General features: G+C 60.6%; 17 protein-coding genes. 8 read left to right on the top strand and 9 right to left on the bottom strand.

Annotated features, from left to right (window positions below):
- The first annotated feature begins 14 nt into the window (after window positions 1-14).
- Window positions 15-779 (top strand): methyl-accepting chemotaxis protein, encoded by a 765-nt coding sequence (locus tag AAEZ10_RS27930; RefSeq protein ID WP_371915145.1) that lies wholly within the window; start codon window positions 15-17, stop codon window positions 777-779.
- 107 nt (window positions 780-886) lie between these two features.
- Here AAEZ10_RS27930 and AAEZ10_RS12300 read toward each other — a convergent pair whose 3' ends face one another.
- The 5 genes from AAEZ10_RS12300 to AAEZ10_RS12280 form a co-directional block, all read right to left on the bottom strand.
- Window positions 887-1,489, bottom strand: a complete 603-nt coding sequence (locus tag AAEZ10_RS12300) for a DUF924 family protein (protein WP_122705165.1) — start codon at window positions 1,487-1,489, stop codon at window positions 887-889.
- A 3-nt stretch (window positions 1,490-1,492) separates the two neighbouring features.
- Window positions 1,493-2,503 (bottom strand): class 1 fructose-bisphosphatase, encoded by a 1,011-nt coding sequence (locus AAEZ10_RS12295; RefSeq protein ID WP_016772098.1) that lies wholly within the window; start codon window positions 2,501-2,503, stop codon window positions 1,493-1,495.
- Between the two features lie 339 nt (window positions 2,504-2,842).
- The gene (locus AAEZ10_RS12290; RefSeq protein ID WP_122747963.1) at window positions 2,843-4,207 is read right to left on the bottom strand and encodes a DUF3999 domain-containing protein; all 1,365 of its coding nucleotides are present in this window, start codon (window positions 4,205-4,207) and stop codon (window positions 2,843-2,845) included.
- Window positions 4,204-7,785: a DUF2339 domain-containing protein gene (locus AAEZ10_RS12285; protein WP_350569372.1), complete on the bottom strand. Its 3,582-nt coding sequence runs from the start codon at window positions 7,783-7,785 to the stop codon at window positions 4,204-4,206. Before AAEZ10_RS12285 ends, AAEZ10_RS12290 begins: the two co-directional genes overlap by 4 nt.
- A gap of 251 nt (window positions 7,786-8,036) precedes the next feature.
- Window positions 8,037-10,487, bottom strand: a complete 2,451-nt coding sequence (locus tag AAEZ10_RS12280; protein WP_016772100.1) for a glycogen/starch/alpha-glucan phosphorylase — start codon at window positions 10,485-10,487, stop codon at window positions 8,037-8,039.
- A gap of 259 nt (window positions 10,488-10,746) precedes the next feature.
- Here AAEZ10_RS12280 and AAEZ10_RS12275 point away from each other — a divergent pair, with 259 nt between their 5' ends.
- On the top strand, window positions 10,747-11,184 hold the full coding sequence (locus tag AAEZ10_RS12275) for a YkgJ family cysteine cluster protein (protein ID WP_016772101.1): 438 nt from the start codon (window positions 10,747-10,749) through the stop codon (window positions 11,182-11,184).
- A 245-nt stretch (window positions 11,185-11,429) separates the two neighbouring features.
- Here the strand turns inward: AAEZ10_RS12275 and typA are convergent, their stop codons facing one another.
- Together typA and thiI are read right to left on the bottom strand one after the other, a co-directional pair.
- Window positions 11,430-13,250: a translational GTPase TypA gene (gene typA, locus AAEZ10_RS12270; protein ID WP_016772102.1), complete on the bottom strand. Its 1,821-nt coding sequence runs from the start codon at window positions 13,248-13,250 to the stop codon at window positions 11,430-11,432.
- A gap of 139 nt (window positions 13,251-13,389) precedes the next feature.
- Window positions 13,390-14,844 carry a tRNA uracil 4-sulfurtransferase ThiI gene (thiI, locus tag AAEZ10_RS12265; RefSeq protein ID WP_024011233.1) on the bottom strand — a complete coding sequence of 485 codons (1,455 nt, stop codon included), beginning with the start codon at window positions 14,842-14,844 and terminating at the stop codon, window positions 13,390-13,392.
- 327 nt (window positions 14,845-15,171) lie between these two features.
- Here thiI and glnA point away from each other — a divergent pair, with 327 nt between their 5' ends.
- The 5 genes from glnA (at window position 15,172) to ntrC (ending at window position 20,717) form a co-directional block, all read left to right on the top strand.
- Complete coding sequence (glnA, locus tag AAEZ10_RS12260; RefSeq protein ID WP_016772104.1) at window positions 15,172-16,578, top strand: type I glutamate--ammonia ligase; 1,407 nt, start codon at window positions 15,172-15,174, stop codon at window positions 16,576-16,578.
- A 258-nt stretch (window positions 16,579-16,836) separates the two neighbouring features.
- Window positions 16,837-17,349, top strand: a complete 513-nt coding sequence (locus tag AAEZ10_RS12255) for a DUF4124 domain-containing protein (protein ID WP_350569368.1) — start codon at window positions 16,837-16,839, stop codon at window positions 17,347-17,349.
- A gap of 32 nt (window positions 17,350-17,381) precedes the next feature.
- A complete protein-coding gene (locus AAEZ10_RS12250) occupies window positions 17,382-17,969 on the top strand; it encodes a DUF4124 domain-containing protein (RefSeq protein WP_178117011.1) in 588 nt (195 codons plus the stop codon).
- 229 nt (window positions 17,970-18,198) lie between these two features.
- Window positions 18,199-19,284 (top strand): nitrogen regulation protein NR(II), encoded by a 1,086-nt coding sequence (gene glnL, locus AAEZ10_RS12245; protein ID WP_016772107.1) that lies wholly within the window; start codon window positions 18,199-18,201, stop codon window positions 19,282-19,284.
- Entirely contained in the window at window positions 19,281-20,717 is a 1,437-nt protein-coding gene (ntrC, locus tag AAEZ10_RS12240) for a nitrogen regulation protein NR(I) (RefSeq protein ID WP_016772108.1), read from the top strand. Before glnL ends, ntrC begins: the two co-directional genes overlap by 4 nt.
- 623 nt (window positions 20,718-21,340) lie before the next feature.
- Here ntrC and AAEZ10_RS12235 read toward each other — a convergent pair.
- Both AAEZ10_RS12235 and AAEZ10_RS12230 read right to left on the bottom strand, forming a co-directional pair.
- Window positions 21,341-23,332 carry a leucine-rich repeat domain-containing protein gene (locus AAEZ10_RS12235; protein ID WP_350569365.1) on the bottom strand — a complete coding sequence of 664 codons (1,992 nt, stop codon included), beginning with the start codon at window positions 23,330-23,332 and terminating at the stop codon, window positions 21,341-21,343.
- 187 nt (window positions 23,333-23,519) lie between these two features.
- Entirely contained in the window at window positions 23,520-23,960 is a 441-nt protein-coding gene (locus AAEZ10_RS12230) for a hypothetical protein (protein ID WP_071174114.1), read from the bottom strand.
- Here AAEZ10_RS12230 and AAEZ10_RS12225 point away from each other — a divergent pair.
- On the top strand, window positions 23,959-24,414 hold the full coding sequence (locus AAEZ10_RS12225) for a tRNA (cytidine(34)-2'-O)-methyltransferase (RefSeq protein ID WP_016772113.1): 456 nt from the start codon (window positions 23,959-23,961) through the stop codon (window positions 24,412-24,414). The genes AAEZ10_RS12230 and AAEZ10_RS12225 overlap by 2 nt on opposite strands.
- The last annotated feature ends 4 nt before the right edge of the window (window positions 24,415-24,418 follow it).

Here is a 24,418-nt window from a genome sequence, read left to right as displayed (position 1 = left end):
CCTCGAACTCGTCGATGTACAACTCCGACCAGCAGGCCAGCCGCACCAACAGTGTCGCCGCCGCGATCAATCAGCTCGGCGCCGCCGCTCAGGAAATCGCCCAGAACGCCGCCCTCGCCTCGCAGCATTCCAGCGATGCGCGCAGCCTCGCGGTCGACGGCCAGCAGGTGGTGGATAAAACCATCCACGCCATGCAACAGCTGTCGGCAAAGATCAGCGACTCCTGCGGCAACATCGAAACGCTGAACAGCAACACGGTGAACATCGGTCAGATTCTCGAAGTGATCACCAGCATCTCCCAGCAGACCAACCTGCTCGCACTCAACGCCGCAATCGAAGCCGCGCGCGCCGGTGAAGCCGGACGCGGTTTCGCCGTGGTCGCCGACGAGGTGCGCAACCTCGCGCACCGCACCCAGGATTCGGCGCAGCAAGTGCAGAAGATGATCGAAGAGCTGCAGGTCGGCGCACGCCAGGCGGTGAGCATCATGACCGAGAGCCAACGCGAGAGCGAAAGCAGCGTCGGCATCGCCAACCAGGCCGGCGAGCGTCTGGGCAGCGTGACCCAGCGCATCGGCGAAATCGACGGCATGAACCAGTCGGTGGCCACCGCGACTGAAGAGCAGACTGCTGTGGTCGAGTCGATCAATGTCGATATCAACGAGATCAACACGCTGAATCAGGAAGGGGTGGAGAACTTGCAGGCGACGTTGCGCGCGTGTTCGGATCTTGAGCAGCAGGCGGCACGGTTGAAGCATCTGGTCGGCAGCTTCAGGATCTAAGCTGCAGCCTCAGGCCTCTTCGCGAGCAGGCTCGCTCCCACAGTGGAATGCATTTCAATTGTGGGAGCGAGCCTGCTCGCGAAAGCGGCATAAGCCGCACTGAAGATTCAGAATCTTGAGCCGGGCCTGGACAGAAACTCCAATTCCTCAGCCGTAGACTCCCGCCCCAACACCGCATTGCGATGCGGAAACCTGCCAAATCGGGCAATCACCTTCTGATGCCGCTCGGCATAGTCCAGGTTATCGGCAAACACGGCCCGCTCCGTTTCCGGCTGTTCAGCCACCAGCTCGATAAATCTGGAAACAGCCTCATTCTGCACTGCGAGGTTTTCGCAGTGTTCGAATACCAGATAAATGAATACCCGCTGAATCGGTTTCAACTGCCGATCAAAATCCGCCGCAACGCCTTGCGCGACAAGCTTCTGCGCAAGCAGATCACCGGAAAATGCTTTGGGGGTGTCGCGATAGATCATGCGTGGCAGTTGATCAAGCAACAGCACCACCGCCAGCCAACCTTCGGGACATTGCGTCCACTCGGTCAATTCGCCGGCCAGGGCCTGATCGACAAAGACCCCGAAACGCGTCTGCGCTTCGAGGTCTTGGCTGTTTCGCTTGCCGAACCACAACTTGCCCTTTTCAGCCGCTACTTCGCTGGCTGATTCGGCGTGTCCGAACCACCAGTCGAGCAACGGCTGCCAGGGCGCGTGCATGGTTTATTCCTTGTGGTAGGCCGTAGCGCGGGCGACTTCTTCTTTCGAACCGAGGAACACTGCAACGCGCTGGTGCAGGCCTTCCGGCTGAATGTCGAGAATGCGCTGGTGACCGTCGGTGGACGCGCCGCCGGCTTGTTCGACGAGGAACGACATCGGGTTGGCTTCATACATCAGGCGCAGCTTGCCCGGTTTCGACGGCTCGCGGCTGTCGCGCGGGTACATGAACAGACCGCCACGGGTCAGGATGCGGTGGACGTCGGCAACCATCGCCGCGACCCAACGCATGTTGTAGTTCTTCTTCAACGGGCCTTCTTCACCGGCCAGCAGCTCGCCGACATAGCGCTGTACCGGGGCTTCCCAGTGGCGCTGGTTGGACATGTTGATGGCGAATTCCTGGGTGGTTTCCGGGATGGTGATGTCTTCGTGAGTCAGGACGAAGCTGCCCATTTCGCGGTCCAGGGTGAAGCCTTTGACGCCGTCGCCCAAGGTCAGCACCAGCATGGTCTGCGGGCCGTAGATGGCGTAACCGGCGGCCACTTGCTGGGTGCCTGGCTGCAGGAAGGCTTTTTCGTTCAGCGGCTCGTTCTGGCTCAGGTACTCGTTCGGGCAACGCAGTACCGAGAAGATCGTGCCGACCGGGGCATTGATGTCGATGTTCGACGAGCCGTCCAGTGGATCGAACACCAGCAGGTACGCGCCTTTCGGGTATTTGCCCGGGATCTGGTAGGCGTTGTCCATTTCTTCGGACGCCATGCCGGCCAGGTGACCGCCCCATTCGTTGGCTTCGAGCAGGATCTCGTTAGAGATCACGTCGAGCTTCTTCTGCACTTCGCCTTGCACGTTCTCGGTGCCCATGCTGCCCAGAACACCACCCAGGGCGCCTTTGGACACGGCGTGGCTGATCTCCTTGCAGGCACGCGCTACCACTTCGATCAAAAAGCGCAGATCGGCAGGAGTGTTGTTGCTGCGGGTCTGCTCAATCAAATAGCGACTCAAGGTAACGCGGGACATGGACGGCTCCGGTGGAATGGGGGGCGGAAAACCCGCGCAGTTTACAGGGAGTCTGAAAACCTAGCGAGCGAAGACGCCGGCTAACGTGCGCCTGGGTGTATTTGCCTGTATGAGACGTGATTGTCGGTGGAGAGTTCAGGTGTCGGGTTGAGCGTAGTTGGAAATGGGGCGGGTGGTGGTTGAGTGATAGCGGCAGTCTGATGAATTTTTGTTGTTTGACCGGCCGCCATCGCTGGCAAGCCAGCTCCCACAGGATGTGTGGTGTACACAAAATATGTGAACGACCGAGATCACTGTGGGAGCTGGCTTGCCAGCGATTGGCGCGCAGCGCCGCCATGCTCAGGTATTGGCAGGCGGCTTGCGCAACAGGCTGAACGCCATCGCCCCGAGAAACACCACACTGAGCAGCAACACCGCCCACAAGCCGAACTTCTTCCAGTTAGTCCCGGCCACCGCAGCCGTCGTCGCCGTTGAGGTTTGCGTGGCCACTGCTTCGTCCTGCACCGTCGCCTTGCCCAGGCTCGCCAGCTTTTCTGGCTTGAAGTCCGGAATCAACGTTGCCAGTGGCAGGTTCGCCGTTTTCACGGTGGCATTGCCCAAGGCCAGACTGTACGGCCCTTCGCCCCGGGCGAGGAAGATCACTTGCGTGGCGCGCACCGCATATTTCAGGTCCGGCGCCTGCTCACCCAACCCGCCGCCGCGCTCATCCACGGTCAGCTTGAGTTGCTGCACGGTCTGCCCGGACAGCGGGATTTCGTTCTGCACCACGTCCTGATTGTTCTGGCTCAGGCGATACAGCAAACCGCTGCTCAGCGTCTGCCACGGCAAGTTGCTCTCACGCCGGCCGGCCAACGTGACTGGCGCCAGACTGTTCGGCTGTTTCAGCTCGATCTGCACCCGCTCGACATTCAGCCCCATCGGCAACTGCCAAGTGTATTCCCCGGATTTGGTGCTGCTGCCGGCTACGCTGGGCGACCACACCAGGGGCAGCGGCAGGTTGCGCGGGTCGCTGCTTTTCAATTGCGCCGACGTCAGGACGGGCGCCGAGCCCGGCGACTCCCACAGCAGGCGCACATAGCGCGCGGTCTGCCCCGGCAGGGTCACTTCGTGCTGTTCGATGCGCTCATCGGAAAAGGTCAGCCGCGCCACCTGGCCCTCGCCCCAGGATTGCCAGTGCTGCAGATCGTCGCTGGCCTCGATGCTGAAACGCTGAAAACCGTCGCGCTCGCTGGTCCAGTCGAGGATCAACTGCTGCAGCGGCGCCTTGATCGCGCTGGCATCGAGCAACCAGCCGCGCAGCACTTCTTCGCCCGCCTCCAGTTGCGAGGATGGTTGCACTTCGACCAGGGTGCCGTTGGTGGTCGACTGGACGCGCACATTCGGCGCGCGCTCGCTGGCGTCGGCGGCGTTGTACAGCGGGAACCATTTGACCTCGTGCAGCTTGCCGTCGTCGCGGGTCTGCGCCGATTCGCGAGCCAAGGCGTAGGCCTGCGCTTCGCCGGCGGCGTTGAACACACGCAGGTCGCTGAGATCGGTCTGGCGCGCCTGCAATTGCGCGCTCAGCGGCAGGTCGAGGCGATACCACGGGCCATTGCCGCTCACCGTCAACGGCACTTGCGTGGCGAAGTCCGCCGGTTTTTCCTGAGCGCCAGCGACCATCACCACGCCCAGCGCCAACCACCCCAGATTCAGCATGCGACTCAAGATGCAACTCCTTCGGTATCCGGCGCGGGTTTGTCCGCCGCCGGTTCAGCCTCGACGCGTTTGGGTGGCAGCGGCGCGAAGTAGCCGACCACCAGCAGCAATACGCCGACACCGATAAACGAGACGATCCGGGCGAGACCGCCACGGTTGCTCAGTTCGACAAAAATCAGTTTGGCCACCACCAGCGCAATCAGCGCCGCGCCGATCAGCCACACTTCGCGGCGATGGCGCAGATGGCCGCCGATCATCAGCCCCAGCGCCATCAACGTCCAGACGATCGACAGGCCGGCCTGCACCAGCATCGACGCGAGCAGTTGATCAAGCTCGAACGGGATGCCGGCCCAGTGATGCGCCGCGCGGGTGACCAGTGCGGTGCAGAAGGCGAACAGCGAAACCCCGGCGATCAATTGCGTGGCCTTGTCGGCATGATCCTGACGGATCGACAACTGCGCAACGGCGCTGCGTGACCAGACATAAACGCCGAACAGCGCAAACAGCAGACCCAACTCCAATGGGTTAAGTAGCGGCACGTAAGGCAACGGCTCGGCATTGCCATCGCTGACACCATTGGCCAGCCAGAACCACGCCAGCATCAACACCGCCAGCGGTGCCGCTGCATATAAGCGGTACTCGCGGGCAAACGCGGCCACCGGCCAAGGCCACGTACGGGGAGCAGCCATCAGCAACAGATAGAGGCTCGGCAGAATCGCCCAACCCAACCAGCGCCAGGCATTGTATTGCTCGGACAACAGCAGCAGGCCGTAACGCAACTCCAGCGCCAGCACGCCAATCAGCAGCCAGCAACCAAGCACATGGGCCACGCTCAATGCGCGCGCCGACAACATCGACGCCAAGCGGCGCAGGCTGAAGAAGTGCACCGCGAACAGCGCCGGCCACGCCAGCCAGCCGAAGTCGGCGGCCGGGTGGTAGCGCGAATGCCAAGCGCCGAGCAAAACCAGCGCCGCCGCCGGAATCAGTAAGGTGCAGAGCAACCCCAGCGCCGGCCATTTCAAGCGCAGTGACAACAGCGTCCACAGCGCCACACTGATCGCAGCGACCAGCAGCAACAATGTGCCTTGCAGGTTCGGCGAGGCGAAACGCAGGATTTCGCTGACCCACGCCAGCGTCCACCAACCGGCGCCCCAGACCAGCAGCACTTGCGACAAGCGCTGCAAACTCAAGGCATCAAAAGCCGTGGCATGGTTGCCCAATTGCAAGCGCCACGCACCGATCAGCGCGGCCAGCCCCAGCACCAGCGGTGTCCAGAAGCCGCCATGGGCCAATGGTTGCAATCCTTCGCTAGACAACGGCCCGAGCCATTCGGGGCCGGCGAGCAGAAACGCCGCGCCGCCGACCACCTGCAACAGCAGCCCGAAAACGAAACTCAGACGCTGTTGCAGGTACAGGCTCAGCCAGATGATCAGCAAACCGCTGGCCGCCCACACTGCACTCGCGGTTTGCCACGGCAGCACGAACAGCACCGCCAGATTGATCAGCACCAAGCCGGCCAGCAGCACCACCGACAAGCCGCGCAGCAGGCGCACATCGCCGCGCACCATCTCGTCCCGCGCCGCCAGCAGCATGCCGCCAATCAAGGCCAGACCGATCAGCGATGCACTGAGCAAACCGCTCCAGCCAGCGCTGAACACCGCCGTCGAATCTTCGCCGGCCGTTTGCAGGCGCAACAGAAATAACGCGCCGCCCAGCAACTGCACGGCGAACGCGGTAAACAGAAATGTGCGCGATTGAATTCGCAAGCCAACAAACAAGGTCGCCAACCCGGCCAAGGCCCAACTGATCGCCGTGCCCTGGATGAACAGGAACAACGGCGCCAGCAGATACAGGAACGTCAGGCCCAGACACGCCAGCACTGGCAGGCCTTGCCTTTCCCACGGCAATGTTTGCTCGGGCGTAGCCTTGCGCAGTTGGAAGAAACTGAACAGCAGCGCGGCGCCAAGCATCAGCGCGCCCAGCGGTGCGCCGTCGAGCAGGCTGCTCTCGCCGGGCTGCAACTGGCTGAGAAACGCCAGTGCCGAACCCAGTTGCAGCAGTAAGGCAAAGGCCCGGGCAAACGGTCGATGCTGACGCAAGCCAAGCCAGAAAATTCCCGCGCCTTCCACGGCCCACGCCGCAGAAGTCCAGCGCGCATCGAGCCCCAGCGGAATCGCCAGGCTGGCGAAAATCACTCCCAGCGCCAGGCAGGTTTCGCCCAGGAGCATCGCGCGCCCGCCCATCAAAACTTTGGCCAGCGCCATATAGATCATGCCCAGCGCCAACGCACTGAACGCCGCCGCGAATTCGAGGTGCTGGACCAACGCAAACTGCAAACCGAAGCCAATGATCGGCGGGCCGAACAGCAGGGTGCCGTCGACATAATCACCCTTGCGTGCAGACCATTGCAGCAGCGCCTCGCGATCAGCCTCCGCCGGAGCATCCTGCAGGTCGCGCAATTTGCGCCGGGCGAACAGCAGGCCGATGGCGAGGTACATGAGGAAAAACAAAATCAGGAACGGCTCGGTGCTCCACAGCACTTCCGGCGTGTAGGAACGCAGGCCCCAGGCGAATCCGATACCGAAGGTGCCGACGAAACCGATCAGGTTGAGCAGCCGCCAGGCCTTGAACCAGGCGATAGCAAGAATGCCCGCGTTGAGGAGAGCGAAATAGCTGAACAGTGCGACGTGATTGCCTTCGCCGGTAGAAGTCAGAATAGGCGCGGCGAAACCACCGAGTGCCGCCGCTGCGGCCAACCCCAGCGCGTCCTGCGTAATCGCCAGAATGGCCGAGAACACCGTCACCGCGACCAGCAAACCGAGTGCAGCGGACGGATCAAGCAACGGATGCAGACGCATCGCCGCAAACACCGTCAGGTACAACACCGCGATCCCGGTGCCTTGCAGCATCAATGCATAGTTGCTGTTGCGTCGGCGCAACCACCAGCCCAGCGCAAGCAGAGCCAACGCCGCTGCCGCGACGCCGGCGTAACGCAACTCGATCGGCACCACCATGCCTTCGGTGGCGTAACGCAGTAAAAATGCCAGACCGAAAAACAGCAGCACCACACCGACGCGCAGCACTGTATTGCCGCCAAACAGCCAGTTGCGCGCAGCGCTGATGCCGCGTTCGATCAGGTTCGGGCCACGGGGTTCGGCGGTTTTTTGTGGCGGTGCCGCAGGAGCCGGTTCGGCGCGCCAGACATCCGCCGGCAACGGCTGGCTGGTTTCGCGGGCGACGGTGGAGATCGGTTCGACTTCGGGGGGCAGTTCCCAGATCAGTTCAGGGGTCGGGGCAGCCTGCTCAGCCACGTCGACGGGTGCGGCGACTGGCTCGGCTTCAGGTGACGGCGCGGGCGCATGCGAGGGCGAACCCTCCAGCACAAACAGCCGCTGAGCCACGCCTTGCAAGGCTTCGCGCACCTGCTCGAGTTGACGCTGTTGCTCCGCCGCCTGCGAGCCAAGGCGCGCAATGCGCAGCGCCTGGCCGATGACCAGCCCCAGCAGCGCACCCAACAGCGCGCCACTGAACGACTCGTCGAGCAGTCCACCGAGCACCAGCCCGATCAACATGAACATCCATTGCATGGTCGATATCCCTAAGCAGCCCCGGGGCGGGGCGAGTCCGGCGATGGCTTCAGTCTAGGCACAAACCGTGTGGGAGCCAGCCTGCTCGCGAAGGCGGATTGTCAGCCAACATTTCTGTTTAAGTCGACGATCGCTTCGCGAGCAGGCTCGCTCCCACAGGGTACGGCGGTGATTGATGCCTATTAACCGGCGCTCAGTATATCGATCCGGCCCAACAAACGTTGGGCCTTGCGCAGATTTGTCGGGGAAAGTTACTCCAGCGCTTTCCAGATATCCGTGGCGTACTCGCGAATCGTCCGGTCGGAAGAGAACCAGCCCATCCGCGAGGTGTTGAGCACCGCCGAACGCCACCAGTTCTGCGAGTCATGCCAGTGCGCATCGACACGCTTCTGCGCTTCCCAATAGGAGTCGAAATCGGCGCAGACCAGGAAGCGGTCATAGTCGATCAACGAGTCGATCAGCCCGGTATAACGCGAGGTATCGTCCGGCGAGAACACACCGCTGCGAATCGCTTGCAGCACATCGTTCAAACGATGGGAGGCGGCGATGTCGGGTACGGCGCTGAACTCGTGGTTCTGCTTGCGCGCTTCAACCTGTTGCGCACTGAGGCCGAAGATGAACATGTGCTCGGCACCGATGCGCTCGCACATTTCCACGTTGGCACCGTCGAGGGTGCCGATGGTCAGCGCGCCGTTGAGGCCGAACTTCATGTTACTGGTGCCCGACGCCTCGAAACCGGCGGTGGAAATCTGCTCGGACAAGTCCGCCGCCGGGATGATGCTTTCGGCCAGGCTGACGTTGTAGTTGGGCAGGAACACCACTTTCAGCAGGCCACGCACGGTCGGGTCGTTGTTCACCACCCGAGCAATGTCATTGGTCAGTTTGATGATCAGCTTGGCCTGGTGATAACTCGCCGCCGCTTTACCGGCGAAGATCTTCACGCGTGGCACCCAGTCGACTTCCGGCTCGGCACGAATCGCCTGGTACAACGCCACGGTGTGCATCAGGTTGAGCAACTGACGCTTGTATTCGTGGATACGTTTGACCTGCACGTCGAACATCGCCGCCGGGTTGACCGCGATCCCGAGGCGCTCGTGAATCAGATAGGCCAGCGCCTTCTTGCTGTGCAAACGCTGCTCGGCGAAGGCTTTGCGGAACGCGGTTTTCTCGGCGAACGGCTCGAGTTCGAGCAGGCGCTCTTCAGGGTGATCGAGCAGGTCCGGGCCGAGGGCATCGACCAGCATCGAAGTCAGTTCCGGGTTGGCCTGATACAGCCAGCGGCGGAAGGTGATGCCGTTGGTTTTGTTGTTGATCCGCTCAGGGTAGAGCTTGTGCAGTTCGGCGAATACGGTTTTGCGCATCAGTTGCGTATGCAGACCGGACACGCCGTTGACGCTGTGCGAACCGAGGAACGCGAGGTTGCCCATGCGCACCCGGCGGCCGTTGTCTTCTTCGATCAGCGACACCGCGCGCAACACGTCGAAGTCATGAATGCCCTTGGCCCGCAGCGAATCGATGTGCTGCGCGTTGATCAGGTAAATGATCTGCATGTGCCGTGGCAGCATGCGTTCCATCAGCCCGACCGGCCAGGTTTCCAGCGCTTCCGGCAGCAGCGTGTGGTTGGTGTATGACAGCGTGTCGACAGTGACTTGCCATGCTGCGTCCCACGCGACGTCGTAGACGTCGACCAGTTGGCGCATCAGCTCGGCCACTGCAATCGAGGGGTGAGTGTCGTTGAGCTGGATCGCCGCGTGATCACCGAGGGTCAGCACCGAGGTGTGCATGTTGCGGTGACGGCGCAGCAGATCCTGCAGCGAGGCGGCGACGAAGAAGTATTCCTGACGCAGACGCAGTTCTTGCCCGGCTTCGGTGCTGTCGGCCGGATAAAGGACGCGGGAGATACTTTCGGCGCGAGCCACTTCCGCCACGGCGCCCAGGTGGTCACCGGCGTTGAAGCGTTCCAGGTGCAGGTCTTCCATGGCGCGGGCACGCCACAGACGCAGAGTGTTGACACTCGCCCCGCGCCAGCCGACCACCGGCGTGTCATAAGCAATTGCGCGCACGGTTTCCGCCGGCGACCAGACCTGACGAGTCTTGCCGGAGGCATCGGTGACGGTTTCGACGCTGCCGCCGAAGCCGATCGGGTACGCCACTTCCGGCCGTTCGAATTCCCAAGGGTTGCCGAAATCCAGCCAGTGTTCGGTCTGCTCCTGTTGCCAGCCATCGACAATCGCCTGACGGAACAAGCCGTGTTCATAACGAATGCCATAGCCATGGCCGGCGATGCCGAGGGTCGACATGCTCTCCATGAAGCACGCCGCGAGACGACCGAGGCCGCCGTTACCGAGCGCCGCGTCGGGCTCCAGCAGACGAATGCGCTCCAGATCGACGCCCAGTTCGGTCAACGCTTCACGGGCGACGTCGAGCAGGCCGAGGTTGCTCAGGCTGTCGTAGAGCAAACGGCCGATGAGAAATTCCAGCGAGAGGTAATAAACCCGCTTCTGGCCTTTGCGATAGATCTGTCGGGTGTGGTCCATCCAATGTTCGACCATGTGATCACGCGCAGCCAGGGCGATGGCTTCGAACCAGTCATGGTCGAAGGCGTGATCGGGGTCTTTGCCCACGGCGTAGGTGAGTTTGGTCAGGACGGCGTCGCGGAATGCGGCCACCTCTGCTTCGCGAACTAGTGGTTCTTGAGTCATCAACAGGACCTCGAGCGAGCGGGAATTTTCTGAGCCTAGACGGTCTGACCGGCGCTAACGGCTCTGGTTCGGCAGTATTTGCGCGGACTGTGCGCCAGTGCGACATAACCCTGGCGGATGAGCCAATGAATGCAGGGGCCGTGCCGTCCTGTCGGGCAAAATGCGGCCGCTGCGAAAATATCCGGCGAAAGGTTGTTCAAAATTCCACCGCTCCCGGTATGATCGCGCGCCCTGATGCATACACGCCTGGTAACTCCCGATGATGAAGCCCAACCTGATCGCCGCCGCCGAGATTGATCGTCTCGATACGTGGGCCAAATATTCGGCACCGATGTGCGGCTCGTGCATGTCCAGCTGCTGCACGCTGCCCGTCGAAGTGAAGATCAAGGATCTGGTGCGCATCGGTGTGGTCGACGAGTTCGAACTGGGCGATCCGCCAAAGAACATCGCCAAGCGCCTGCAAAAGGAAGGTCTGGTCGAGCGCTTCAATCAGAAGTCGGGAATCTTCACCCTCCAGCGCATGAGCAACAATGACTGCTATTACCTGGATCGTAAAACCCGCCTGTGCACCATTTATGACAAGCGCCCGGACACCTGCCGCAACCACCCGAAGATCGGCCCGCGGCCGGGGTATTGCGCTTATAAGCCGAAAGAAGTCGAGCGGGTGCAGAATTTCCGGGCCATCGACAAATTTTGATCGCGCCTGATCGTTCCCATGCTCTGCGTGGGAATGCAGCCCGGGACGCTCCGCGTCACTCCTGAAGCCGAACGCGGAGCGTCCGTTGAGGCATTCCCACGCAGAGCGTAGGAACGATCAATACGCCCACAAAACCCTGTGGGAGCTGGCCAGCGATGAGGCCAGCACAAAGATCGCCTAAACCCCAGACAAACAAAAACGCCCCCGGTCTCGCGACCGGGGGCGTTTTCTATTCCAGGGCTGAATTACGCCTTGGCTTTCTTCGCAGCGCGGGTACGCTCGCTTTCGTCGAGGATCTTCTTGCGAAGACGGATCGACTTAGGCGTAACTTCGCACAGCTCGTCTTCCTGGATGTATTCCAGAGCCTGTTCCAGGGTGAAGCGAACAGGTGGGACCAGAGCGATGGTTTCGTCTTTACCCGAAGCACGCATGTTGTCGAGCTTCTTGCCTTTGGTTGGATTGACACCCAGGTCGTTGTCGCGGCTGTTCTGACCAACGATCTGACCGTTGTAGATCTCCTGGCCGTGTTCTACGAACAGCTTGCCACGAGCCTGCAGGGTTTCCAGTGAGTAGGTCAGAGCCTTGCCGGTTTCAACCGAAACCAGAACGCCGTTCTGACGGCCGGACATGTGGCCCGACTTCACTGGAGCGTAACGGTCGAAGATCGAGGTCAGGATGCCAGCACCGTTGGTCAGGGTCAGGAACTGGTTACGGAAACCGATCAGACCGCGAGCAGGGATGTTGTATTCCAGACGAACACGGCCCTTGCCATCCGGCACCATGTTGCTCAGGTCGCCCTTACGCAGCCCCATCTCTTCCATGACCTTGCCCTGGGATTCTTCAGGGATGTCGATGGTGACGTTTTCGAACGGTTCCTGCTTCACGCCGTCAACTTCACGGATGATCACTTCAGGACGGCCCAGGGCCAGCTCGAAGCCTTCGCGACGCATGGTTTCGATCAGTACCGAGAGGTGCAGCTCACCACGGCCGGAAACCTTGAACTTGTCAGCGGAGTCGCCTTCTTCAACGCGCAGTGCAACGTTGTACAGCAGCTCTTTGTCCAGACGATCCTTGATGTTACGGGAGGTCACGAACTTGCCTTCTTTACCGCAGAATGGCGAGTCGTTTACCTGGAAGGTCATGGAAACGGTTGGCTCGTCAACGGTCAGCGGCTTCATCGCCTCGACGGTGTTGATGTCGCACAGAGTGTCGGAGATGAACAGCTCGTCGAAGCCGCTGATGCAGACGATGTCGCCGGCTGCTGCTTCGTCAACGTCGATGCGGTGCAGACCGTGGTGACCCATCAGCTTCAGGATACGACCGTTGCGACGCTTGCCGTCGGCGCTGATAGCGACAACCGGGGTGTTCGGCTTGACGCGACCACGAGCGATACGGCCAACACCGATAACACCCAGGAAGCTGTTGTAGTCCAGCGCGGAGATCTGCATCTGGAACGGACCGTCACGGTCAACGGCCGGAGGCGGAACGTGGTCGACTACCGCCTGGTACAGCGGAGTCATGTCTTCCGCCATGGCGGTGTGGTCCAGACCGGCAATACCGTTCAGGGCCGAAGCGTAAACAACCTGGAAGTCCAGTTGTTCTTCGGTCGCACCGAGGTTGTCGAACAGGTCGAAGATCTGGTCCAGAACCCAGTCCGGACGCGCGCCTGGACGGTCAACCTTGTTGATCACCACGATTGGACGCAGGCCGGCTTCGAAAGCCTTCTTGGTCACGAAACGGGTTTGCGGCATAGGGCCGTCTTGAGCGTCAACCAGCAGCAGAACGGAGTCGACCATCGACATTACGCGTTCAACTTCGCCGCCGAAGTCGGCGTGGCCCGGGGTGTCCACGATGTTGATGTGGTAGCCGTTCCAGTTGATGGCGGTGTTCTTCGCCAGAATGGTAATACCGCGCTCTTTTTCCTGGTCGTTGGAGTCCATCACGCGCTCGTCGTTGAGCTCGTTGCGCTCCAGGGTGCCGGATTGACGCAGGAGTTTGTCTACCAGGGTGGTTTTACCGTGGTCAACGTGGGCAATGATGGCGATGTTGCGTAGATTTTCGATCACTTGTGTATCTCGATCAGAGGATTCGGTTTGCTGACAAGTCATGGCAGCGATTAGCAGTAGTGTCCGGCATGGCCGTTACAGCTTGACGGCGGTGTCGGGGGGCCGGTGACGCAGGCCACAGGCAAACAGCCCCGGGCACTTAGCTCGGTCGATAAACGCGCACATTGGCATGCCCCTCACTGAGCAAATGGTGGGCATGCAGGCGACTCATCACGCCTTTGTCGCAATACAGCAGGTACTGGCGAGTAGGGTCCAGTTCCTTGAAACGTGCGTTCACTGCATAGAACGGCATCGTCTGTACCTCTATGCCGGCGAGTTCCAGCGGGTCATCCTCGGCGGCATCCGGGTGGCGGATGTCGATGACGATCTGACCGGCCAGCGCTTCGCTGACTTCTTCAATTTGCAAATCCTGGCCCAACTCGTCGATTACACGATCGATCGGCACCAGTTTGGCGTTGGCGAGCGCACGCTCGAGTACCGCCATGTCGAATTCTTTCTCTTCGTGCTCAACCCGGCCACGCTTGGCGGCAGTCTTGGGGTTGACCGAAATCACGCCGCAATATTCCGGCATGTGCCGGGCGAAATCGGCGGTGCCGATCTCGTTGGCGGTGTCGATGATGTCCTGCTTGTGCGCGACGATCAGCGGCCGCAGCACCAGCTTGTCGGTCACGCAGTCGATCACCGACAGGTTCGGCAGCGTCTGGCTCGACACCTGGGAGATCGCTTCACCGGTCACCAGTGCATCGATGTGCAGGCGTTCGGCGATCTCGGACGAGGCGCGCAACATCATACGCTTCAAAACCACGCCCATATGACTGTTATCGACTTTGCCGAGAATTTCGCCCAGCACTTCCTCGAACGGCACACTGACAAATAGCACGCGTTGCGAGCTGCCGTACTTCTTCCAGATGAAGTGCGCGACTTCCATCACGCCCAATTCGTGGGCACGCCCGCCGAGATTGAAGAAGCAGAAGTGCGCCATCAGGCCGCGACGCATGATCTGGTAAGCCGCCACGGTCGAATCAAAGCCGCCGGACATCAATACCAGCGTCTGCTCCAACGCGCCGAGCGGGTAGCCGCCGATGCCGTTGTGCTGGCTGTGAATCACGAACAACCGTTTGTCGCGAACTTCGATACGGACTTCGATTTGCGGTGCTTTAAGGTCGATTCCGGCCGCACCGCACTCACGACGCAGCTTGCTGCCGACGTATTTTTCCACGTCCATCGAGCTGAAGGCATGCTTGCCTGCGCGCTTGCAGCGTACCGAGAAAATCTTCCCGGCCAGCGCATCGCCATAGTGCTGTTTGCACTTCTCGGTGATGTCGTCGAAGTCGCCCAGCGGGTACTCGTCGATCTGCAGAAAGTGCGCGATACCCGGCATGCAGGTCAGGCGCTCGCCCATCTCTTTCAAGGCTTTGGGGTCGGTAACGCGGGTTTCCAGCTCGAGGTTGTCCCACACGCCGTTCACCACCACGGCCGGGTCCAGGTCACGGAGCACGGTGCGGATGTTCTTGGCCAACTGGCGGATGAATTTCGTCCGGACAGGTCGGCTTTTGATGGTGATCTCGGGGAAGACTTTTACGATAAGTTTCATGAAAACAGCGCGCGAACGGCCAGCCGAAAAAGGGGGGCGCGGATTATAGCGGAAATTGCTCAAGGTTTAACCAGTTAATGTGCAGAAGGTTTTGCGCGCACCAAAACAGGTCATTTATGGAATTAAACGCAACATTACGGGGCGGGATTTGTCGATTCAGAACCTCGCACGCCTTAATAAGCGTGAATTTGGGGCAAAAAACCCATGCTGGGGCACTGGCATGCAATTTGCTCCCTTGTGAGGCAGGTTGCCTTGGCAGAGTATTCGCGCCGGCATCACCATTATTAAGGGCATCCACTACCCGCCCTAATTCACCCGGAGGACACTATGTCGAAGTCGGTTCAACTCATCAAAGATCATGACGTCAAGTGGATTGATCTGCGCTTCACGGACACCAAAGGCACTCAGCACCACGTGACCATGCCGGCTCGCGATGCGCTGGATGACGACTTCTTCGAAGTCGGCAAGATGTTCGACGGCTCCTCCATCTCCGGCTGGAAAGGCATCGAAGCCTCCGACATGATCCTGATGCCGGTCGACGAAACTGCCGTACTCGATCCGTTCACCGAAGACCCAACCCTGATTCTGGTGTGCGACATCATCGAGCCTTCGAGCATGCAGGGCTACGATCGCGACCCACGTGCGATCGCCAAGCGCGCCGAAGAGCACCTGAAAGCTACCGGTATCGGTGACACCGTATTCGCCGGTCCAGAGCCTGAGTTCTTCATCTTTGACTCGGTGAAATTCAAGTCGGACATCTCCGGCTCGATGTTCAAGATCTACTCCGAACAAGGTTCGTGGATGTCCGACCAGGACATCGAAGGCGGCAACAAGGGTCACCGTCCAGGCGTGAAAGGCGGCTACTTCCCGGTTCCACCGTTCGACCACGACCACGAAATCCGTACTGCCATGTGCAACGCACTGGAAGAAATGGGTCAGTCGGTTGAAGTTCACCACCACGAAGTGGCGACTGCCGGCCAGAACGAAATCGGCGTCAAGTTCAACACCCTGGTGAAGAAAGCTGACGAAGTTCAGACCCTGAAATACGTTGTGCACAACGTTGCTGACGCTTACGGCCGCACCGCGACCTTCATGCCGAAGCCACTGTACGGCGACAACGGTTCGGGCATGCACGTACACATGTCGATCTGGAAAGACGGCAAGAACACCTTCGCAGGTGAAGGCTATGCCGGCCTGTCCGATACCGCTCTGTACTTCATCGGCGGCATCATCAAGCACGGTAAGGCCCTGAACGGCTTCACCAACCCGGCGACCAACTCCTACAAGCGTCTGGTGCCAGGCTTCGAAGCTCCGGTAATGCTTGCCTACTCGGCGCGCAACCGTTCCGCTTCGATCCGTATTCCTTACGTGTCGAGCCCGAAAGCCCGCCGTATCGAAGCACGCTTCCCGGATCCGGCTGCCAACCCGTACCTGGCTTTCGCAGCGCTGCTGATGGCCGGTCTGGACGGTATCCAGAACAAGATCCACCCAGGCGATGCCGCCGACAAGAACCTGTACGACCTGCCGCCTGAAGAGGCGAAAGAGATTCCACAGGTTTGCGGCAGCCTGAAAGAAGCCCTGGAAGAGCTGGACAAGGGCCGCGCGTTCCTGACCAAGGGCGGCGTGTTCTCCGACGACTTCATCGACGCTTACATCGCGCTGAAATCGGAAGAAGAAATCAAGGTTCGCACCTTCGTGCACCCACTGGAATATGAGCTGTACTACAGCTGCTGATCCGGTAGCGCTGCGTAAAGTGGCGTGACACAAGAGGCCTCCTTCGGGAGGCCTTTTTTATTGCCCGGCGCAGTTCATTTACCCTGTGGGAGCGAGCCTGCTCGCGAAAGCGGTGGGTCATTGATCGTTCCCACGCTCCGCGTGGGAACGATCCGTGTTTTGGCTACCAGTCTTTTCAATTCCAGTTATTAACGGTTTTGGCCAACCGCTCCACCTGTCCTATGCTGCTACCCATCGCTTCCAACCCCGGTCGATTTCATGGGTCGCACGTTTCTCTACATTCTGCTGCTGATCGCCCTGCCCGCCGCCGCGCAGATCTACAAGTACACCGACGCCAACGGCAACACGGCGTACAGCAATCAGCCGCCGGACGGCGTGCAGGCGCAACCGGTCGAGCTGCCACCGCTCAATCGGGTCGAGCCGCAAGCACCGAGTGCGCCGCAGGCACCCACCGCAGAACAACCGCAACCACCGCGCAACGCCTATGAAATCCTCGAACTCGCCGGTCTGCCCACTGACGAGGCCCTGCGCGCCAATAACGGCACCTTTACGGTCAATGTTCTGATCAAGCCGCGTCTGCAACCGCCGCATCAATTAAGGCTGCTACTCGACGACCGGCCCTATGGCCAGCCGAGCAACGTGCCGGTTCTGCAATTGATCAACATCGATCGCGGCGAGCATCGCCTGGCCGTGCAAGTGATCGACGGCCAGACCGTCGTTCAACAGAGCCCGGCAGCGGTCTTCACCGTGCAACGGGTGCATACGCCGTGATTCGCGCGGGGCTGGCACTCATCCTGGTGTTGATGTCGACGTCCGCCTCGGCGGAGGTCTTTACCTACATCGACGCACAGGGCAACCGCGTCTATACCGACCAGCCACGCGCCAACGCCAAGCGAGTGCCGATCGCGACGAGCAATCGCATGGCGGTCCCTGCCAACACCGCAGCGCCGATCACCACAGCGAAAAAATCCGCCGAACCAACGCCCTTTCGCTACGACATGCTGCGCATTCTGATCCCGGAGCCCGATGCTACTTTGCGCAACAGCGCCGGCGAGCTGATCGTCAGCGTCACCAGCGAGCCCGGCCTGCAAAGCGGCCATCGTTATCGCTTGCTGCTGGATGGCAAGGCCACTGGCGAGCCCGGCGTCAGCCCGGTATTTGCGCTGAGCAATATCGATCGCGGCAGCCACAGCCTTTCGATCGAAATCCTCGACGCCGCCGGGCGTACCGTGGAACGCACCGCCAATCAGCCGTTCCACATGCTGCGCATTTCCCTGGCGCAGAAACGTCAGGTCAAACCCTGTGTCGCCGACGATTACGGCGTGCGCCCGGAATGTCCGCTCAAGGACAAACCTGAAGAGCCGAAAAATCCATTCCTGCGCTTCTTTTAACCCCACCAGCCGCGCGCACTCTATTGGTGCACTAAACTGCATCTCGCCCACAACCCAACCCATTTTGGTTCGAAACTTCCCGTTTGAGCTGGCTTCGTGCCATACAAACGCGCGTCAAACGCCTGTTTCAGGGCTCAAACGCTTCTTTTCGGAGCCTTGGTTTGGTTTTTGCATTTTCCCGACATCAGCGCTTTGTTCTCGCGCACGCCTTGCTCCAAAAGGGGTCCAGATGACCATAAGCGACGCTATTCACCGTTTGCTGCTCGACAACCTGACCACGGCGACCATCCTGCTCGACGCCGAGCTGCGCTTGGAGTACATGAACCCGGCGGCGGAAATGCTGTTGGCGGTCAGCGGTCAGCGCAGTCACGGCCAGTTCATCAGCGAGCTGTTCACCGAATCCCCCGAGGCGCTCAATTCCCTGCGTCAGGCGGTGGAGCAGGCGCACCCTTTCACCAAGCGTGAAGCGATGCTCACCGCCCTCACCGGCCAGACGCTGACCGTGGATTATGCGGTCACGCCAATCCTCAGCAACGGCGAGACTTTGCTTTTGCTTGAAGTGCACCCGCGTGATCGCCTGTTGCGGATCACCAAGGAAGAGGCCCAGCTGTCCAAGCAGGAAACCAGCAAGATGCTGGTGCGCGGCCTCGCCCACGAGATCAAGAACCCCCTCGGCGGCATCCGTGGCGCGGCGCAATTGCTCGCCCGCGAGCTACCGGAAGACAGCCTGCGCGATTACACCAATGTGATCATCGAAGAGGCCGACCGCCTGCGCAACCTGGTCGATCGCATGCTCGGCTCGAACAAACTGCCGTCGCTGGCCATGTGCAACGTCCACGAAGTGCTCGAACGCGTCTGCCATCTGGTCGAGGCCGAAAGCCAGGGCTGCATCACCCTGGTGCGTGATTACGACCCGAGCATTCCCGACGTCCTGATCGACCGCGAGCAAATGATTCAGGCGGTGTTGAACATCGTGCGCAACGCGATGCAGGCGATCAGCAGCCAGAACGAGCTGCGCCTGGGCCGCATCAGCCTGCGCACCCGCGCCATGCGCCAGTTCACCATCGGCCACATCCGCCATCGTCTGGTGACCAAGATCGAGATCATCGACAACGGCCCGGGCATCCCGGCGGAACTGCAGGAAACCATTTTCTTTCCCATGGTCAGCGGCCGCCCGGACGGTACCGGGCTGGGCCTGGCCATTACCCAGAACATCATCAGTCAGCACCAGGGCCTGATCGAGTGTGAGAGCCATCCAGGCCACACCACCTTCTCGATCTTCCTGCCACTGGAACAAGGAGCCACATCGACATGAGCCGTAGTGAAACCGTGTGGATCGTCGATGACGACCGTTCTATCCGTTGGGTCCTGGAAAAGGCCTTGCAGCAGGAAGGCATGACCACCCAGAGCTTCGACAGCGCCGATGGCGTGATGAGTCGTCTGGCCCGGCAGCAGCCGGACGTGATCATCTCCGATATCCGCATGCCGGGCGCCAGTGGCCTGGATCTGCTGGCGCGGATTCGCGAACAGCACCCACGGCTGCCGGTCATCATCATGACCGCTCACTCCGATCTGGACAGCGCTGTCGCCTCCTATCAGGGCGGTGCTTTCGAGTACCTGCCCAAGCCTTTCGACGTCGATGAGGCGGTATCGCTGGTCAAACGCGCCAACCAGCATGCCCAGGAACAGCAAGGCCTGGAGGTTGTGCCAGCCCTGACCCGCACCCCGGAAATCATCGGCGAAGCGCCGGCGATGCAGGAAGTGTTTCGTGCCATCGGGCGCCTGAGCCACTCCAACATCACCGTGCTGATCAACGGCGAATCCGGTACCGGTAAAGAACTGGTCGCCCACGCCCTGCACCGCCACAGCCCACGCGCGGCTTCGCCGTTCATTGCCCTGAACATGGCGGCGATTCCCAAGGATCTGATGGAATCGGAACTGTTCGGCCACGAGAAAGGCGCGTTCACCGGCGCGGCAAACCTGCGTCGCGGTCGCTTTGAACAAGCGGACGGCGGCACGCTGTTCCTCGATGAAATCGGCGACATGCCGGCGGACACTCAGACGCGTCTGTTGCGCGTGCTGGCCGATGGCGAGTTCTATCGCGTCGGCGGTCATGTGCCGGTCAAGGTCGATGTGCGCATCATCGCTGCGACCCACCAGAACCTGGAAACCCTCGTCCACGCCGGCAAGTTCCGCGAGGACTTGTTCCACCGCCTCAACGTGATCCGCATCCACATCCCGCGCCTGTCGGATCGTCGCGAAGACATCCCGACCCTGGCCCGGCACTTCCTCAGCCGCGCCGCGCAAGAACTGGCGGTCGAGCCGAAGCTGCTGAAAAGCGAAACCGAGGAATACCTGAAAAACCTGCCGTGGCCGGGCAACGTGCGCCAGCTGGAGAACACCTGCCGCTGGATCACCGTCATGGCCTCCGGCCGTGAAGTGCACATCAGTGACTTGCCACCGGAACTGCTCAACCTGCCGCAGGATTCGGCGCCAGTGACCAACTGGGAACAGGCCCTGCGCCAGTGGGCCGATCAGGCCCTGGCCCGTGGCCAGTCGAGCCTGCTCGACAGCGCAGTGCCGGCGTTCGAGCGGATCATGATCGAGACTGCTTTGAAGCACACCGCAGGACGTCGGCGTGATGCGGCGGTGCTGCTGGGTTGGGGGCGCAATACCCTGACGCGCAAGATCAAGGAACTGGGGATGAAGGTTGATGGTGGGGATGATGATGAGGGGGAAGAGGGTTAACGCTTAAGGGTTGTCGTGTACTCAGGATCGATCCCCCTCACCCCAGCCCTCTCCCCCAAGGGGGAGAGGGGGAAGGGAGCAATCTCGGGTGGTTTCGAGGCCTGAGTTCGGCTCGGTATCTCAGGTCGGCGTAACTTGACCGGGCACCTCGGTCAGTCCCCTCTCCCTCTGGGAGAGGGTCAGGGTGAGGGCCACCGTGCACCGCATCAATGCACAATGACCCGCGATCGCGCACAGCCGTATCGCCACAATCACTCCTGAAAAAACTGAAAAACCCTTTATTCAAAAACGCGAAAGCCCCGAGTCCCGGGGCTTTCGCGTTCCCAAAGCGTTTTTTGTTTCAGCAAATTTAAACCTGGCACGCACCCTGCAATACCTATCTCAGGTGATTCGTTTCACCACCCGTTTCGGGGACCTTGGTACAGGCAGGCCGGGGATTCCCCTCTTTACACCGGGCTCACAGCACAAAGCGGCGAGCCTACCCTTTTGGGATCCTTGGTACAGGCAGGCCGGGGGTTCCCTCTTTACACCGGGCCGACGCTGAACGCGACGCCCATGCTTTTGGGAACCCTGATACAGGCAGGTCAGGGATTCCCGCTTTTACACCGCAATGCGTTCTGCGCCTATTCGAACTTGGGACGCTTGGGCAGAGGGTGCAGCGGTTGATTCTGTCGCCCTGCGTCATAGCTGCGGATTTCACTCTCCAGCCGGTCCAGCATCCTCCCGGGACTCGTTTCCGTATGAAGAATGGCGTCGAGCCTGGCCCGCTCGGTGACGTCGGCCCTGTCATACATTTCCAGAAACCACCACACGCGCCGCTGCAGCAGCGGGCGTTCGACGTGAAATTCGGGCGTTCGACTCAGCCGACGAAGAATGCCGGTCACTGCCAGTGGCATTGCGGCGTTATGCCTGTCCCACAGCGCTTGTTTTTCCGCTATCTGGTCCTGTGGCACGTTGCGTAGCCAGAGATCGGCAGACCCATCGCTGCTTTCCTGCCCAAGCCAGATATCGGTGCCTGTCTCGGCACGTGCTCGTATCAACCGCCGTAGCGAGGCCGGGTCCGTGATCGGATTGCCGATGAGATTGAAGCCCGCTCTGAGCTCCACGGATTCGGGAATCGACCTGATGTGATTGTCCGCAAGATTCAATTCTTTTGCGGGAATCCTGTCGGTAATGCCCTCGGGAAATCTTTGCAATCGTGTGTTGGAAAGATCCAGCTCCTGCAGTGCGGTCATGTTTTCGAGTGAAAGGCTGTTCGCAAGCGGATTGCCCCCCAGCCTCAACACTTCAAGCTTCGACGCCACGTCGATGGCTTCAAGACCGGAAGGCAGCAGGTGTATTCCGGTGCGGCTCAGATCCAGCACTCGCAGTTCAGTCATCCCTCTGAGGTCAGCTGCCACTTGCAAAAAGGTGACTTGCTCCTGATGCCGCATCTGCATGTCCAGGCTGTTCACCGGGGCCTCGAATGTGTTGCAAAGCCATAGCTCGTTTAGCCTGGCAAGGCCTCGTACCGAAAAGTCAGACGTTAATTCACAGTCCTGCAGGTGCAGCCTTTGCAAACGCGGGAATCTTTTCAATTGCTCGGCAAAGCGCGAATCCAGACTGAATTTTGAATGTACCCAATTAATCACGTCCCATCCTTGAAACCGGCCTTGCACTCCGATTTCCTGACTGGTGATCGTCAGACTTTCAAGGTTGGGAAATTGTGCGCAAAACACGTCTGGATCCAGCCGGCCACGGCCTCTTAAAGTCAGAGAAACCACTGAGCCGAACTTCAAGGAAAGCGGCTTTGCAACTGGCCAAATCGTCAGATCGATTTCCAGCTTGAAGCCCACGAGCCGCCCATCACGGTAGACGCGCTGCTCGGGCTGGCCTTGCCATCGGTACAACTGGCGAAACGTCGCCCACATATTTCGCGCCTCATGAAACTCGTTGTCCGATGAAATGGAACCTCGACTGATCGGCAGGTCAAAATCCGTCGAGTCCAATAGCGCAAGCCCAAGCTGGATATGCTTGAGCTCAAGCTCTGCCACGTCCTTGTCATCAAACCGGGCGATGAAGGCATCCGCGTCCTCGTCGGTCGCGTCGGGAAGGTAGGTGCGGATCTGTTCCCGGGTAGTTGGCTCCGCGACTTCACGCGCATACCAAAGTCCGCTGTCCACATCGCGCAGCATCACCGGGCCGGATGGGAGCAACTCGCTTGGCCGCCGGGCTCGATACAAACCCGTCGCAGGATCCACGGCGACAGGCACCAGGTCACCGTTGGCCAGGTCTGCGTAGGTTCGCCGACTGATCACCCGCAAACCTTCGCTGTTGACCTGTGGAAGTATCGCTCGGGCGTTGGTGACGTAATTGTCCAGCGAAGGCTGGGTGGCGGTAGGGCCAATACCCTCCGCGATTGCGCGAACTACAACGGCCGCGGCGGGGGGCGCGGCATCCAGGGTGGCGTCGGTGGATGATCCGGCGCGCGGCAGCAAATGGTGCTGAGCAATATCCACATCGACGCCTGTGCGACCCAAGTGGCCGGGAAGCGAAGTGTCCACGTCCGCAGACCGATGCGGGCTGCCCGAGGCGTCCACGTGGGTACCGCCACCGCGAGGGGGTTTGACTGGCATATTTTCATCCTTGAAAAAGACGCCCCCTGCATTCCTGCAAGGGGACGACGGGTTTCGGCATCCTGCCGTTTGAAGGGGCGAACGATAGCGTGCACGAGCACGAGCTGGAGATGGGAAAGGAAGACGGTCGCAGTAGGAAACGACCTCAAATAGTGTGGGAGCGCGCCCCAGTGATGAAGAAGTGCCGCTAGGGCTCGCTCAAACGGATCTCCAGTCGCCAGCGATCATCGACCTCGCTGCCGACCCAGTCGCCCTGCAACGGGCGCGCTGCCAGCACCGTCAGCAATAACCCTCCATCGCTTTTGCGCGTGCGCCAGTTGACGTCCTTGCCGTTGAGCCTGAGCTGGCCTTTCTGCGGTCGACCTTCGGCCTGAAACAGCAGCGCGACGGTGCCGTCGATAATCTCGCCGTGCAGCTTCGGCTCATTGTTGAACCACACCACCAGGCCGCCATCGGTCACCTCGACCTGCTCCAGCACGCTCGGATCCGGCGTGGTCAGCCGGCCGATCATCAAGCCGATCATCAAGCCGACAATCGCCAGCGAGCCGATGACTCGCGGGAATAGTTTCGAACGGTTGTCCACAGGCGGCGTAGAATGCCGCTCATCTTTACCTTCGGAGCCGTGCATGTTTCACGTCATCCTTTTTCAACCAGAAATTCCGCCGAACACCGGCAACGTTATCAGGCTGTGCGCCAACAGCGGCTGCCACCTGCATTTGATCGAACCACTGGGTTTCGAGATGGACGACAAGCGCCTGCGCCGTGCCGGTCTCGACTACCACGAATATGCCACGTTGCAGCGTCACGCTGACCTGGCCAGTTGTCTGGAAAGTCTGGGCAACCCCCGCGTGTTCGCCTTCACCACCAAGGGTTCGCGGCCGTTCCATGATGCCGCGTTCGTGCCCGGCGATGCGTTTCTGTTCGGCCCGGAAAGCCGTGGCCTGCCAGCGGACGTGCTCGACGCCCTGCCCGCCGAACAGCGCCTGCGCCTGCCGATGCGCGAAGGCTGCCGCAGCCTGAACCTGTCCAACACCGTGGCGGTCGCCGTGTACGAAGCGTGGCGGCAGAACGACTTCAAATAACGCC

The organism is Pseudomonas sp. H26/SER47-MNA-CIBAN-0231 (genome assembly GCF_040310465.1).
GTDB lineage: Bacteria > Pseudomonadota > Gammaproteobacteria > Pseudomonadales > Pseudomonadaceae > Aquipseudomonas > Aquipseudomonas atacamensis.
The sequence above is the reverse complement of the archived record's forward strand: the minus strand, read 5'-3'. Positions and strand labels throughout refer to the sequence as shown.